The 14,065-nt window shown below is 68.8% G+C and carries 15 protein-coding genes and 1 pseudogene; 12 read left to right on the top strand and 4 right to left on the bottom strand.

Features of this window, described 5'->3' with window-relative positions:
• Positions 1-43: 43 nt before the first annotated feature.
• The 3 genes from ACTF4R_RS00080 (at position 44) to ACTF4R_RS00070 (ending at position 2,531) form a co-directional block, all read left to right on the top strand.
• Positions 44-535 carry a cupin domain-containing protein gene (locus ACTF4R_RS00080; protein ID WP_440005264.1) on the top strand — a complete coding sequence of 164 codons (492 nt, stop codon included), beginning with the start codon at positions 44-46 and terminating at the stop codon, positions 533-535.
• 250 nt (positions 536-785) lie between these two features.
• Positions 786-1,988 (top strand): carboxylate--amine ligase, encoded by a 1,203-nt coding sequence (locus tag ACTF4R_RS00075; protein ID WP_440005263.1) that lies wholly within the window; start codon positions 786-788, stop codon positions 1,986-1,988.
• A 144-nt stretch (positions 1,989-2,132) separates the two neighbouring features.
• Positions 2,133-2,531, top strand: a complete 399-nt coding sequence (locus ACTF4R_RS00070) for a PPOX class F420-dependent oxidoreductase (protein ID WP_433623353.1) — start codon at positions 2,133-2,135, stop codon at positions 2,529-2,531.
• Positions 2,532-2,537: 6 nt separating this feature from the next.
• Here ACTF4R_RS00070 and ACTF4R_RS00065 read toward each other — a convergent pair whose 3' ends face one another.
• Positions 2,538-3,245, bottom strand: a complete 708-nt coding sequence (locus ACTF4R_RS00065) for an SDR family NAD(P)-dependent oxidoreductase (RefSeq protein WP_440005261.1) — start codon at positions 3,243-3,245, stop codon at positions 2,538-2,540.
• A 100-nt stretch (positions 3,246-3,345) separates the two neighbouring features.
• Here ACTF4R_RS00065 and ACTF4R_RS00060 point away from each other — a divergent pair, with 100 nt between their 5' ends.
• Together ACTF4R_RS00060 and arcS are read left to right on the top strand one after the other, a co-directional pair.
• The gene (locus ACTF4R_RS00060; protein ID WP_433623349.1) at positions 3,346-3,837 is read left to right on the top strand and encodes a metal-dependent hydrolase; all 492 of its coding nucleotides are present in this window, start codon (positions 3,346-3,348) and stop codon (positions 3,835-3,837) included.
• Between the two features lie 54 nt (positions 3,838-3,891).
• Positions 3,892-5,694: an archaeosine synthase subunit alpha gene (arcS, locus tag ACTF4R_RS00055; protein ID WP_440005259.1), complete on the top strand. Its 1,803-nt coding sequence runs from the start codon at positions 3,892-3,894 to the stop codon at positions 5,692-5,694.
• A 13-nt stretch (positions 5,695-5,707) separates the two neighbouring features.
• Here arcS and ACTF4R_RS00050 read toward each other — a convergent pair whose 3' ends face one another.
• Positions 5,708-6,568: a 3-hydroxyacyl-CoA dehydrogenase family protein gene (locus ACTF4R_RS00050; protein ID WP_440005257.1), complete on the bottom strand. Its 861-nt coding sequence runs from the start codon at positions 6,566-6,568 to the stop codon at positions 5,708-5,710.
• Between the two features lie 218 nt (positions 6,569-6,786).
• Here ACTF4R_RS00050 and ACTF4R_RS00045 point away from each other — a divergent pair, with 218 nt between their 5' ends.
• The 7 genes from ACTF4R_RS00045 (at position 6,787) to sod (ending at position 12,909) form a co-directional block, all read left to right on the top strand.
• Positions 6,787-7,488 (top strand): DUF7409 domain-containing protein, encoded by a 702-nt coding sequence (locus tag ACTF4R_RS00045; protein WP_440005255.1) that lies wholly within the window; start codon positions 6,787-6,789, stop codon positions 7,486-7,488.
• 119 nt (positions 7,489-7,607) lie between these two features.
• Complete coding sequence (locus ACTF4R_RS00040) at positions 7,608-8,399, top strand: class I fructose-bisphosphate aldolase (RefSeq protein WP_440005253.1); 792 nt, start codon at positions 7,608-7,610, stop codon at positions 8,397-8,399.
• Positions 8,399-9,274 (top strand): class 1 fructose-bisphosphatase, encoded by an 876-nt coding sequence (locus ACTF4R_RS00035; protein WP_440006647.1) that lies wholly within the window; start codon positions 8,399-8,401, stop codon positions 9,272-9,274. The genes ACTF4R_RS00040 and ACTF4R_RS00035 overlap by 1 nt, the downstream gene beginning before the upstream one ends.
• A 297-nt stretch (positions 9,275-9,571) precedes the next feature.
• Complete coding sequence (locus tag ACTF4R_RS00030; RefSeq protein ID WP_440005251.1) at positions 9,572-9,910, top strand: DUF7344 domain-containing protein; 339 nt, start codon at positions 9,572-9,574, stop codon at positions 9,908-9,910.
• Between the two features lie 105 nt (positions 9,911-10,015).
• Complete coding sequence (locus tag ACTF4R_RS00025) at positions 10,016-11,434, top strand: cryptochrome/photolyase family protein (protein ID WP_440005249.1); 1,419 nt, start codon at positions 10,016-10,018, stop codon at positions 11,432-11,434.
• A gap of 148 nt (positions 11,435-11,582) precedes the next feature.
• Positions 11,583-12,188, top strand: a complete 606-nt coding sequence (locus tag ACTF4R_RS00020) for a superoxide dismutase (protein ID WP_440005247.1) — start codon at positions 11,583-11,585, stop codon at positions 12,186-12,188.
• A gap of 109 nt (positions 12,189-12,297) precedes the next feature.
• Complete coding sequence (gene sod, locus ACTF4R_RS00015; RefSeq protein ID WP_440005245.1) at positions 12,298-12,909, top strand: superoxide dismutase; 612 nt, start codon at positions 12,298-12,300, stop codon at positions 12,907-12,909.
• A gap of 50 nt (positions 12,910-12,959) precedes the next feature.
• On the opposite strand, the gene ACTF4R_RS00010 is transcribed toward sod, so the two are convergent.
• Together ACTF4R_RS00010 and ACTF4R_RS00005 are read right to left on the bottom strand one after the other, a co-directional pair.
• The gene (locus tag ACTF4R_RS00010) at positions 12,960-13,982 is read right to left on the bottom strand and encodes an AbrB/MazE/SpoVT family DNA-binding domain-containing protein (RefSeq protein ID WP_440005243.1); all 1,023 of its coding nucleotides are present in this window, start codon (positions 13,980-13,982) and stop codon (positions 12,960-12,962) included.
• A 2-nt stretch (positions 13,983-13,984) separates the two neighbouring features.
• A pseudogene (locus ACTF4R_RS00005) lies at positions 13,985-14,065 on the bottom strand (phosphate ABC transporter ATP-binding protein); the annotation flags it as partial.

Raw genomic sequence — 14,065 nt, 5'->3', positions numbered from 1 at the left:
GCAGGTCCCTAGCACTTTACGGACCGCGGGCGTGCCGGTCGCTATGGCGAAAGTCAACGCAGACGACGTCGAGTGGACGACGCTCGAACGGGGAGAGACGCGTTTCAGGCGGAAACAGCTGAGCCAGGCCGCCGGCGGCGACGACCTGGGGTGTAGCCTGTACGAACTCCCGCCGGGCCGACGGTCGTGGCCGTACCACTACCACACGGGGAACGAGGAGGCGCTGTTCGTCCTCGCCGGTACGGGCGCGCTGCGACTCGACGGCGAGACGACCCCGCTCGCCGAGGGTGACTACGTCGCTCTCCCCGCCGACGAGTCCGGCGCACATCGGGTCGTCAACGACTCCGACGAACCGCTCACGTACCTGATGCTCTCGACGATGAACGACCCGGACGTGCTCGTCTACCCCGACTCGGAGAAGGTCGGCGTGTTCGCCGGGTCGCCACCGGGCGGACGCGAGACGCGAACGCACCACGCGTACTATCGACGCGAGGACGACGTGGACTACTGGTCGGGGGAGGAGAGCACCGAGTAGCCCGACCGAACACCTATCGCGGTGGAGCGGGTCGGTCGCAACCAGGTCGGCCTGCTCGAACGCCGACCGGGGCGCCGAATTCTCAGCGCCACCCGTACAAATAAAAGTGGGAACGTGTACGTAACTACGGAGATGGCGAACGATCCTCCAGGAACGCCGTACCCGAACCGTGGACAGATGCGCACTCACGACGGACGGGGGACGCCCGTGCTGGCGTCCCCGGCGAACGAACGACGGAGCGAGAACTGAGATGGCTGACGACCGAGACGCGGTCGTGATTCCGGCGTCGCGGTACCCGCACGGGTACGCGTCGGTCCGGTCGCTCGCGCAGGCGGACGTGCACGTCATCGTCGCTGTCGCGGACGAAACCCTCCCGGTCACCGCGTCGCGGTACTGCGACGAGGTGGTCACGATTCCGCCCGCCCGCGACCTCCGCGCGTACAAGGACGCGCTGCTGGGACTCGCCGCCCGCCCAGACGTGCGGACCATCGTTCCGCACCGACCCCAGGGTCCCTACCTCCTCTCGAAGTACTACGACGAGTTCGACCGGTACGTCGACCTCGCCGTTCCACGGCTCGAGACGCTGAAACGCGCCCACGACAGGAAGCGGCTGATGGACGCCGCGGACGACGCCGGCGTCCCGGCACCGCGGACGGAGCTGCTCGACGAGGCCGACGACTGGGAGTCCGACCGAATCGTCAAGTCCCGGTACAACCTGCTCGTCGGGGAGTACGTCGACTCGTTCGACCCGGGTGAGTCGAGCATCGCGAAACTGGTGAAACACGTGCCGGCGAACGAGTCGCCCGACGCCGCGGCTATCCGGGAGAAGATGAGCCACACGCCCATCGTCCAGGAGTACGTCGACGGGACGGACGAGTACGTGTTCGGAGCGCTGTACGACCACGGCGAACCGCTGGCGACGTTCCAGCACCGACAGCTACGGGGCGATTCGTACACCGGCGGCGGCGGCGTCTATCGCGAAACGGTCGACATCCCGGAACTCGAATCGGTGGCTCGCTCCCTGCTCGACGGCCTCGACTGGCACGGACTCGCCTGCATCGAGTACGTCGAGGACGCCGCCACCGGCGAGTTCAAACCGATCGAACTCAACCCCCGTATGTGGCAGTCACTCGCGTGTGCGACGCGTGCGGGGGCGGCGTTCCCGCTCTGGTACTGGCTGCAGGCGACCGGTCGCCCCGAACTGGTCGACCCCGGGTACGAGGTCGGGGCCGGCACCCACTATCTGACCGGCGAACTCGAACACCTGGTGAGCATCGTCCGCGAGAGCTCTTCTCTCGTCGACGGACCGTCGCTGTCGGGGACGGCCCGAGAGATTCTACGGTCGTGCTACGAACGGCCCGACTTCGACTACCTCCATCTCGACGACCCGGGCCCCATCCTTCGTCAGGCCCGCCGCGGATTCGCGCAGGTGGTCGACAGGCGACTCGGTTGACGGCGTCGTACGCTTTTCGGGCCGCCCACCGAGCAGCGAGCGGTCGAGAAGCCCGAGCGCGGGGCCGGGGTCGACGCCACCGAGGGGAAGGGACACCGCAACCAGGCTTATGGACGACCGTACCGTCACCAACGAAACCCGAACATGACGACGATTCCGGACCGGTACGACGACCTGTTCGAGCGGGAGACGCTGGCGCACTTCGCGACCGTCCTGCCCGACGGCGCGCCCCACGTCGTCCCCGTCTGGGTCGACCGGGACGACGACCACCTGCTGGTCAACACCGTTCGCGGGACGCGAAAGGAGCGGAACGTCCGCCAGGACCGCCGCGTCGCCCTCTCGCTCGTCGACCCCGACGACCCGAACCGGTTTCTCGCGGTGCGGGGGGAGGTCGTCACGGCGACCGAGGACGGCGCGGTCGAGCACGTCAACCGACTCGCCCGCCGGTACATGGACGTCGAGGAGTATCCACGGCTCGGCGAGGAGTCCGGCCCCAGACTCCTGCTCCGCATCCGCCCCGACGAGGTCACGACCAGCGAGTAGGGGCCGTCAGGTCCCCGTCGCCTGTCGCCACTCCTTCAGGCCGACGACCGCGCCGTCGACCTCCTCGGCGGGAGCCTCGGTCGCCGCCCAGCGGAAGAGTCCGGCGACGTCCTCGGGGCTCCGCCCGCGCTCGCCCTTCTCGCCCATCATCTCGGTCGCGACGACGCCCGGGTCCACCCCGGCGACGGTCGCGTCGACTTCTGCCGCGAACCCGCGGACCAGCGCCTCTGCGGCGGCTTTCGAGACGGCGTAGGAACCGTAGCCGGGCCGTGACTCGTGACCGATGGCGCCCGTCGGCACGAGCACGCGCGCACCGTCGTTCACGTGCGGAAGCGCCTCGCGGACGGTCGCGTACGCGCCGCGGGCGTTCGTCCGCATCGTGTCGTCGAACGCCGAGTAGGACTCCTCGGCGAGCGGCGTCTCGCCGGGCGTGCCGTGATAGACGCCGGCGCACGCGACGACCGCGTCGATGCCGTCGCCGCCGAACCGCGCCGCCGTCTCCATCAGGCGCTCCAGGTCGAACTCGTCGCGCACGTCGGCCCGGAGGCCGCGCGCGTCGCCGCCGGCGTCCTCGATGGTCGCGACGGTCTCCTCGACGCTGTCGCCGTGACGCCCGCAGACGACCACGCGAGAGCCCTCGTCCGCGAACGCCGCCGCGACTGCCTCGCCGATGCCCCGGGTGCCACCGGTCACGACTGCAGTTCGTCCGTCCATGGACGAGACAGGACCGGCAGGCTGAAACCGGTTTCTGTCCGATTCTTTCGGGGGCGAAATCGACCACGACAGTTTTCCCCCTGGAACGTAATCACCGGGCATGCACCGGCCGGGCCATTACGGCGTGGCGCTGGCGCTGTACGCGCCGCTGGGCTACGCGCTCGTCGCTGCCGGCCAGTCGACCCTCGCGCTCGCCGGGGGTCTCGTCACGCTCGCGCTGACGAACCTTCCGGACCTCGACGGCAAGACCGACCGACTGCAGCACCGCGGGCCGACGCACTCGCTCGTCTTCGCGCTCGCGGTCGGCGTGCTCGCCGCGGCAGCGGCGGTCCCGTTCGGGTTCGAGGCCGGACCGGTCGCCGTCCTTCGGCTGGCGGGACTGGGCTTCGCCGTCGGCGTGCTGGCGGTCGTCGCCCACCTCGTCGCGGACGTGATCAACCCGATGGGCGTGCGACCGTTCTGGCCGTTCTCCGACCGGCGGTTCACCTTCGACCTCGTCCTGGCGAACGACCGGGCGACGAACTACCTCCTGTTCGCCGTCGGCGTGACGCTGGCGGTCGTCGCGTGGGTGCTCGGGCGCACGACGGCGTGACCGCGGCGGCCGCGTCTCGCAAGATAGTTGGCGCTCGCCCCCCGAACGGGAGTCATGACCGAGTACTTCGAGGTCCACGAGCGGGACGGAGCGGCCCGCATCGGGGAACTCCGCCTCGCGGAGTCGCTGACGACGCCGTCCCTCGTGGAGCGAGCGGACCGCCGCTCCGCCGACGGGGCGAGCGGCGGACGCCGCGAGACGGCCGTGCTGGCGGACGCCGGCAGCCTCTGGCCCGCCGAGCGCGACGTTCCCGAGGGCGACGAGTCGAAGCTGACCGTCCTCCCGCACCGCGCGTTCCCCGGCGGGACCGCCGACGAGGTGATGGAGTCGTTCGCGGTCGACTACCCCGAGGTCGACTACCCGAACGCGGTCGTCGTCGCGCCCGAGACGGCCGACGACTACGGTGCGGACGGCTACGTCCTCTCGGGCGCGCAGGAGTTCGTCGGGCACGGCGCGGGCTTCCGGGACGCCGTCGTCGAGACGCGGTCGGCGATTCCGGCCGACAGCGCGCTGCTCCTGCCGGGGGTCGCCACGCCGCGGAACGTCGCCACGCTGGTCTACGCCGGGGTCGACCTCGTCGACGCCGACCGCGCGGTCGTCGCCGGCACCCAGGGAATCTATCTCACCACCGAGGGTCGCCACTACCTCGATAGCCTCGACGAGCTTCCGTGCGCGTGTCCTGCGTGCCGGCAGTCCGTCTCGGAGTTCGACCGCGAGGACTGCGTCGAGCACAACGTGAACGCGCTCCGGGCGGAGCTGGCGGTCGTCCGCGAACGCGTCCGGGCGGGACGACTCCGGGACTACGTCGAAGGACAGGCCCGCCACGACCAGTGGCTCACGGCGGCGTTCCGCGAGTTCGACCAGCAGTGGACGTACGTCGAGCAGCGCACGCCGGTCGTGCGCGACGCCGAACTCGCCGCGACGACCGAGGACAGCCTCCGTCGCGTCGAGATACAGCGGTTCGCGGACCGCGTGACCTCCCGGTATCGCAACCGGTTCTCGAACCCCCTCGTGCTGGTGCCGTGCTCCGCGAAGAAGCCGTACAGCGAGTCCCAGAGCCACGGCCAGTACCACGACGCCATCCAGTTCCGGGGGCACAAGGTGTCGATGACCAGTCCCATCGGCGTCGTCCCGCAGGAACTCGAACTCACCTACCCCGCCCAGCACTACGACTCGGCCGTGACGGGGCGGTGGAGCGCCGAGGAGAAGGAGTTCGTCGCGAGGGTGCTCCGGCGCTACCTCGAACGCAACGACTACCCGCGGGTCATCGCGCACGTCCCCGACGAGGGGTACCGCGACGTCTGCGAGCGCGTGGAGGCCGCGCTCGACCTCGACTTCGAGTACACCGTCGAGGACCACCCGACCACGACGGAGTCGCTGGCCAACCTCTCGTCGGCGCTGTCGGACGAACTGAAGTACGGCAAGCGCGAGCGCCAGCACAACACCGTCCGCGCCATCGCCGACTACCAGTTCGGCGAACGCGCCGGCGACGACCTGTTCGAGTCCATCACCATGCAGAGTCGCTACCCGAAACTCCGGGTTCACGACGACGACGGCGAGCAACTCGCCGCGATGGTGCCCCAGTACGGCGTCCTCTCGCTGACGCTCGCGGGCGCGCGCCGCTGGGTGGACAGCGACGCCCCCACGAAGCGCGTCGAGATAGACGCCTTCGCCCCGCACGGCAGCGTGCTCGCGCCGGGCGTCGTCGACGCCGACGAGGACGTCCGGGTCGGCGACGAGGTCGTCGTCGAGGGACCGAAGGCGTTCGCCGTCGGCCGTGCGTCGATGACCGGACCGGAGATGAGCGAGAGCACGCGCGGCATCGCCGTCAGCGTCCGGCACGTCGAGGAGAAGTAGCGCCGAACCGCCGTCAGTCGTACTCGTAGAACCCTTCGCCGGTCTTCTTCCCGAGGTCGCCCGCGTCGACCTTGCGCTTGAGGAGGTAGGCGGGCTTGTACCGGTCGCCCAGCTCCTCGTGGAGCGTCTGGCTGGCGTCGAGACAGATGTCCAGGCCGATGTGGTCGGCGAGTTCGAGCGGTCCCATCGGGACGTTCGTGCCGAGTTTCATGCCCGTGTCGATGTCCTCCTTGTCGGCGACACCCTCGTCGTAGGCCCGGATGCCCTCGTTTATCCACGGCATCAGGATGCGGTTCGTGACGAAGCCGGGTTTGTCGTCCGACTCCCAGGTCTCCTTGCCCAGTTCCTCGGCGAACTCGTGGGCGAAGTCGACGACGGCGCGGTCGGTCTTCTCGCCGACGACGACCTCGACGCCTTTCATCACAGGGACGGGGTTCATGAAGTGCAGGCCGACGACCTCCTCCTCGCGGTCGGTCGCGCTGGCGATGGTCGTGATGGAGAGCGTGCTGGTGTTGGTCGCCAGCGCCACGTCGTCGTCGACGACCGCGTCGAGGTCCGCGAAGACGTCCTGCTTGACGTCCATGTCCTCGACGGCGGCCTCGACGACGAAGTCGCAGTCCGCGAGGTCGTCGAGTTCGGTGGTGCCCGCGATGCGCTCGGTCACCGCGTCCGCCGTCGACCGGTCCATCTTCTCCCTGGAGACGAACCGGTCGAGGCTCGACTCGATGGCGTCGAAGCCGTTCTCGACGAACTCCTCTTTCACGTCGCGCATGACGACGTCGTAGCCGCTCGTCGCGGCCACCTGTGCGATGCCGCTGCCCATGGTGCCCGCTCCGACCACGCCGATGGTGTCGATGGTTTCGAGGTCGCGCATGGGCGGGACTGCTTCCGGCACGGTTGTAAGCATAGCGGAACGTTTCAGCGGACGGTGCCGGACGAGTGTCGTCCCCGAGTCACGTCGCCGGCTCGGACGCTGCCGGGAGGCCCCGGACGGTCGTCTCCGGCGCTCCGGTCGCCGAATCCGTCCGACCTACCGACCCGTCGAAACATTCAAGAACCGATAGTGTGACTCGGAAACGAGTTGGGACGGCCGTGACGGAAAACGACACGAACGGGGAGACCGACGACGCCGCGGGGGATAGCGACGGGTCCGACGAGGCGGCCGAGAGCGAAGCGACCGTGACCGACCCGACCGACGTGAAGTTCGTCGGTCCGGCGACGGCCTCGACGCTGGCGGACGCGCCGTTCGACGCGGCGGCGATTCCGGCCCGCGACGTGTCCTACGAGATGCTGACCGAGGCGGGCGTCAACCCCGGAGTCGCCGCGCGCCTCCGCCGCGAGCACTCGCTGTCGTGGTCGTTCGAGAGCAGCGGCGACGACCTCGAACACCGCTCCGACCAGGTTCGAGGGCTCCGGGACGGCGAGCGCGCCTGGGTCGCGGCCAGTTCGGGCGACTGGGAGGACGCAGACGTCACGACGACCGACGACGAGGACGACGAGCGCGCCTGGGTCGCGTCGGCCGGTTCGGCCGAGCGGGGGGACGCCGGCACCGCGACGACGGACGGCAGCGGGGACGCCGAGCAGGCCGAGGCGGCGTGGCGCGAGCGGAGCAAACCCGACCCCGTGACCGACGTGTCCGGCGTCGGGGACGCCGAGGCAGCGGAACTCGCCGAGGCCGGCATCACGTCGGTCAGGAGTCTGGCGACTGCGAACCCGGAACGGGTCGCCGACTCGCTCGGCCTCGACCGCGAGGCCGTGACGGCGTGGCGCGACGCCGCCCGGGAGCTGCTGTGAGTTTACTACTTTCGTAGTTCTGATATCCGCCAGTAGAGGTTCCGAGACTCCGCGTAGCGGTGGTCTCGGTCTCCGGCGGACCACCACATTCATATATTTCGTCGCCGCAGTTTCCGACGATGATACCGCTGACTGACTCGCCAGTAACGCGCGACGGCAAGTCACTTATCCTCGCTATGGACCACGGACTGGAGCACGGACCGTCGGCCGACTTCAGTTCCGTCCCCGACACGCTCGACCCGGAGACGGTCTTCGACATCGCCACCCACGACGCGGTCACGTCGCTGGCCGTCCAGAAGGGCGTCGCGGAGACGTACTTCCCCTCCTACGACGACGACGTCTCCCTGCTCGCCAAGCTGAACGGCACGAGCAACCTCTGGATGGGCGAGCCGTACTCGCCGCAGAACTGGACGGTGGACTACGCCGCGGAACTCGGCGCGGACGCCGTCGGCTACACCGTCTACTCCGGTTCGAACCGGGAGCCGGAGATGTACGAGGAGTTCCGGGACGTCCAGGAGCGCGCCCACCGCGAGTACGACCTGCCGGTCGTCATGTGGTCGTACCCGCGCGGTCAGGGGCTGAAGAACGACACGAAAGAGAGCGTCATCGCCTACGGCACCCGCATCGCCCACGAACTCGGTGCGGACATCGCGAAGGTGAAGTACCCGGGTAGTCCCGAGGAGATGGAGTGGGCGGTCAAGTCCGCCGCCGACACGAAGGTCGTCATGAGCGGCGGGTCGAAGGTCAGCGACTACGACTTCCTCTCCAGCGTCGAGGCCGTGATGAACGCCGGCGGCTCCGGACTCGCGGTCGGACGCAACGTCTGGCAGCGCGACGACCCCGAGCGCATCCTCGACGCGCTCGAGCAGGTCATCTTCGAGGGCGCGACGACCGACGAAGCCCTCGAATGATGGACGCAGTCGACGAGATATTCGAGGCGGTCGCGGCCGCCGCGCCGGAGATCCGGGGCGGGCTGGCGGGGCGCCGCCGGAAGGCCGACGAGGAGAACCCCAGCGGCGAGACCCAGCTCGCGGCGGACGTGTGGGCCGACGACCTCCTCGAAGAGCGACTCACCGCCATCGAGGGCGTCGGCGAGTTCGCCAGCGAGGAGCGCGAGTCGGTCGTCGACTGCGGGACGGGGCTGTCGGTCGCCATCGACCCCCTCGACGGCTCCTCGAACGTCGAGTCGAACAACTCGATGGGGACCATCGTCGGCGTCTACGACGCGTCCCTGCCCGCGTCGGGCCGGGGCCTCGTCGCGGCGGGCTACGTCCTCTACGGCCCCCTCACGACGATGATGGTCGCCCGCGACGGCGAGGTGACGGAGTACGTCGTGGAGAGCGGCGAGACCGGGAGCGCCTCGGAGCGGCGCGGGCCGGGCGACCGTCGCGCGGTCGAGGAGGACCTCGCGCTCCCGGACGACCCCGTCGTCTACGGCTTCGGCGGGCGCGTGTCGAACTGGACCGACGCGTTCACCGAGTACGCCCGCGAGATAGAGGACGAACTGAAGCTCCGGTACGGCGGAGCGATGATCGGCGACGTGAACCAGGTGATGACGTACGGCGGCGTGTTCGCCTATCCCGGTCTGGCGTCCCGCCCCGAGGGGAAACTCCGCCTCCAGTTCGAGGCGAACCCGATGGCGTACGTCGTCGAGAGCGCCGGCGGTCGGTCCTCCGACGGCGAACGGTCGCTCCTCGACGTCGAACCGACGGACCTCCACCAGCGCGTGCCGGTCCACCTCGGCAACGAGGCGCTCATCGACCGCCTGGAAGCGACGCTTCGCTGACGCCTCCGCTTCGATTTTTCGCGACGGTACCTGACTTCGACCGCGTGCCGGCACCGTCGGCACCGCCGCTTCGACGACCCGTCGATTCCTGTCGCCACGACCGAACGTTCGCCCGCGTTAGCGCCTCTCGTTCGTCGTCGCTGGCATCTTTCTAGGCATCTAGATTCACCATTCTTTAGTGTCGGTCGTCAACTGAGAGTGCGCGCAGGCATCATGAGTAATGAGTCACCATATCGGGACGACTCGGGGAAACGACAGCCGGCACATCCACCGCACGTACTCCGTGCGGAGCCCGGCGTGAGCAGGCCCTCGTTCGACGACATCTTCGACCTCCTCTCGGTCGAGCGGCGGCGGTACGCCATCCACTACCTCTCGGAGGTTCCGGACGGCGTGGCGACGCTCGACGACCTCTCGGAGCAGGTCGCCGCCTGGGAGACGGACACGGCGGTGGCCGACGTTCCGGACGACTTCCGCAGGCGCGTCGAGGCGTCGCTTCACCACACGCATCTGCCGCGGCTGGCGGACGCGAACGTCATCGACTACGACGCCCGGAGCGAGTCGGTCCGATACTACGGTCAACCGGTTCTCGAAGAGTACGCCGAACACGTCGCCGCGATGGAACTGCCGGACCAGTAATCCCGTTTTCGCCGTTCCGGTCGTCCGTCCCCGTCCCGATACGTCCCCGCCCCGACCGACGAGCCCCGGCCGTAGTTTAAGAACGATAGCGGTCGAAGCACCGACGTGCGACTCCACTGGCATCGCCGCGACCTTCGCGTGACCGACAACCTGGCGCTGGCGGCCGACGACCGCGTACTCCCCGTTTTCGTCTTCGACCGCGCGATACTCGACCACGGCGCGCCACCCCGGGTGTCGTTCATGCTCGACGCGCTCGACGCGTTGCGGGCGCAGTACCGCGAGCGCGGCGGCGACCTGCTCCTCGTCCGCGGCGACCCGAGCGACGCCCTTCCCGACCTCGCCGCGGCCTGCGACGCCGACGCGGTCACCTGGAACCGCGACTACTCCGGGCTGGCGACCGAACGCGACCGCGCGGTCGCGGCGGCGCTCGCCGACGCCGGCGTCGCCCGCGAGCGGTTCCACGACGCCGTCCTCCACGAACCGGGAACCATCACGACGAACGAGGGGAGCCACTACTCCGTCTACTCGTACTTCTGGAAGAAGTGGCGGGACCGGGAGAAGGCGACCCCCGTCGCCGCCCCCGGTCGCGAGGACGTGGTCGACCCGCACGACGCCCTCGGCGAGGACTTCGATACTGCCGGACCGCTGCCGTCGCTCGCCGACCTCGGGTTCGACGACCCGGAAGCCGACGTGCCGTCCGCGGGAACCGACGTCGCACGGGACCTGCTCGACGACTTCTGCGAGGACGCCATCTACCGCTACGCGGACGAACGCGACTACCCCGCCCGGGCGTCGACCTCGCACCTCTCGCCGCACATGAAGTTCGGGACCGTCGGCGTCCGGACGGTCTGGGAGGCCACCGCCGATGCGACGGCCGCCGCGAGAGACGGGGAGGCGCGGGAGTCGGTCGAGGCGTTCCGGCGACAGCTCGCCTGGCGGGAGTTCTACGCGCACGTCCTCGACGCGCGTCCCGACGTGGTCACCGAGAACTACCGCGAGTACGCGAACGAGATCCGGTGGCGCGACGACCCGGAGGCGCTTCGGGCGTGGAAGGACGGCGAGACCGGCTACCCCCTCGTCGACGCCGGGATGCGCCAGTTGCGCGCCGAGGGGTGGGTCCACAACCGCGTCCGGATGGTGGCCGCCGCGTTCCTCACGAAGGACCTGCTGATAGACTGGCGCGAGGGGTACGACTGGTACCGCCGGAAGCTGGTGGACCACGACACCGCGAACGACGTCGGCGGTTGGCAGTGGGCTTCCTCGACGGGCACCGACGCCCAGCCGTACTTTCGCATCTTCAACCCCGCGACCCAGTGCGCGAGGTACGACCCCGACGGCGAGTACGTCCGGGAGTACGTCCCCGAACTCCGGGACGCGCCGACCGACGCCATCCACGAGTGGCCGGCGCTTTCAGACGAGGAGCGCGCGAACGTCGCGCCCGACTACCCCGCGCCCGTCGTCGACCACGCCGAGCGCCGCGAGCGCGCCATCGCGACGTTCGAGGCCGCGCGCGGTGACGGGTAGCCGAGAGTCGAGGCCGCACGAGCGAGTGCCGACCGACGACACCGAATTCGGCCCGAACGGACGGTGAGACGGCGGAACGGCGTCCATCGCGGACGACCTCGCCTAAACGCTTAACACCACCACCGTTGACCCACAGACGGGGGTTCACATGGCAACTTACGAGCTACCGGAACTACCGTACGACTACGACGCGCTGGAACCGAACATCGACGCGCGCATCATGGAACTGCACCACGACAAACATCACCAGGGGTACGTCGACGGTGCGAACGCGGCGCTGGAGACGCTCTCGGAGATGCGCCAGAACGACGAGTGGGGGGACGTGAAAGGCGTCGAGCGCAACCTCGCGTTCAACCTCTCGGGGCACGTCAACCACTCCGTCTTCTGGGAGAACATGTCGCCGGACGGCGGCGGCGAACCGGGCGGCGAACTCGCGGACGCCCTGGACGACCACTTCGGCGGCGTCGACGCGTTCAAGAGCCACTTCTCGGCGGCGGCGAAAGGCGTCGAAGGGTCCGGATGGGGGCTGTTGCTGTACGACCACGTGTCCGACGAACCCATCGTCAGCATGGCGGAGAACCACCAGAACCAGACTCCGCAGGGGACGACGCCGCTGCTCGTGCTCGACGTGTGGGAGCACGCCTACTACCTCCAGTACGAGAACAACCGCGGCGAGTACGTCGACAACTTCTGGAACGTGGTCGACTGGGACGACGTGGCCGAGCGCTACGACGAAGCGAGCAGCATGGCGTAATCGTCAGCGGGATTACTGAAAACTATTTTTGTAGTTCCGAGACGTGTTATCATACAACTTCTCAAGGTTTAACAGCTAGAAGGGTGATGTAAAACGTGGAGGCTACACTATGCCAGAAAAATCGAACGCCGAACTGCCGCCGCTTCCCTACGACTACGACGCGCTGGAGCCGCACATCAGTGAGCAGGTGCTCACGTGGCACCACGACACCCACCATCAGGGCTACGTGAACGGTCTCAACGACGCCGAAGAGACGCTCGCCGAGAACCGCGAGAACGGGGAGTTCGGTTCCTCGGGGTCGGCCATCCGCAACGTCACGCACAACGGCTGTGGCCACTACCTCCACACGCTGTTCTGGGACAACATGTCCCCGAACGGCGGTGGAGAGCCGGACGGCGAGCTCGCCGACCGCATCGAGGAGGACTTCGGCTCCTACGAGGGCTGGAAGGGCGAGTTCGAGGCCGCCGCGAAGAACGCGTCGGGCTGGGCGCTGCTGGTCTACGACCCGGTCGCCAAGCAGCTGCGGAACCTCGTCGTCGACAAGCACGACCAGGGCGCTCTCTGGGGCTCTCACCCCATCCTCGCGCTGGACGTCTGGGAGCACTCCTACTACTACGACTACGGTCCGGACCGCGGCGACTTCATCAGTAACTTCTTCGAGGTCGTCGACTGGGACGAGGTCGCCGACCAGTACGACACCGTCCGTTCGAACCACGAGTAGGGATAATCCGCCGATTTTTTTCGCCCGTCGACCCGATAGCCGACGGTCCGTCACTCGAGCGCGACCGACTCGTCGACGTCGTCGCGGAGCGCCGCCTGTACTGCCTGCTCTGCGACCGCGGCGGCGGTGGTCGCCGTGCGTTCGACGCCGTCCATCGCCGTCGCCCACGCGTACGTCACGTCGTCCTCGCGGTACGCCCGTCGTCGAAGGTCGGAGACGTCCTCCGCGAGCGAGCGACTGGACTGCACTAGCTCGTGTGGCGGGTGGTCGGCCGTCAGGGCCGCGTCGACGGCCCGGTCGACGTAGTCCCGCGACTGCTCGGCGTGACCGTCGAGTTCCGCCGCCCACGGCGTGCGTTCGACCCGGCCCTGTTCGTTCACCGCCTCGGCCGTGCGTTTGGCCTGTTCGGCGACGGACGCGAGATGCCGTGACACGGCGTACCGGTCGAACATCGCCGGCCGCGAGTAGCCCAGGCTGTCGAGCGATTCGACGTCCGTGAGCGACCGATGGAAGCAGCTGCTGGCGACGTCGAGTCGCCGCACGACGTCGTCCCAGCGACCGGCAGCGCTCCCGGCGACGGTGACGTTACCGTCGAGCAGCGCCCGGACGGCGTTCCGGTGCATCGACAGGGTAGTGTACTGCAACTGCAACACCGTTCGTTCGATGGACACCGACTCCGTGTCGAGGATGGTTCCGAACAGGAGCTCCGCCTCCGTCTCTCGCTGGAGCTGGAGTCCGGTGCGGTCGGCGGCCACCGTCTCGGCGACGCGACGATGCTCCCGCTCGATGCCGTCGTCGCTCCCGAGCGCGAACTGCTCGTTGCCGGCGGCGTACAGCGCCTCGACCGTCTGCCGGACGTCCGCCGCTGACATCCCGGTGACGTCGACCTCGGGTCGCTCGTCGTCGCCGGCCCGGTCGGCTCCGATGACCAGCTCTCCGTTGTCGGACGGGTACAGCGGGAGTTGCATCCCCGCTTCGACGCCGTGGTGGTCGGCCCACTCCTTCGGCAGCGATATCGTGTACGTCGAGTTGCCCGTGAACTGGACCTTCCGCGTCTCCAGAGTGCGGTCCATGCTCATCCGAACTTGCCGGTGATGTAGTCCTCGACGCGCTGGCTGTTGGGGTTCTCGAAGATGTCGTCGGTGTCGCCGTACTC

The sequence above is a fragment of the Halomicrococcus pelagicus genome (assembly GCF_051917725.1).
GTDB lineage: Archaea > Halobacteriota > Halobacteria > Halobacteriales > Haladaptataceae > Halomicrococcus.
Note: the sequence above shows the minus strand (reverse complement) of the source record. Positions and strands in the feature narration are given on the sequence as shown.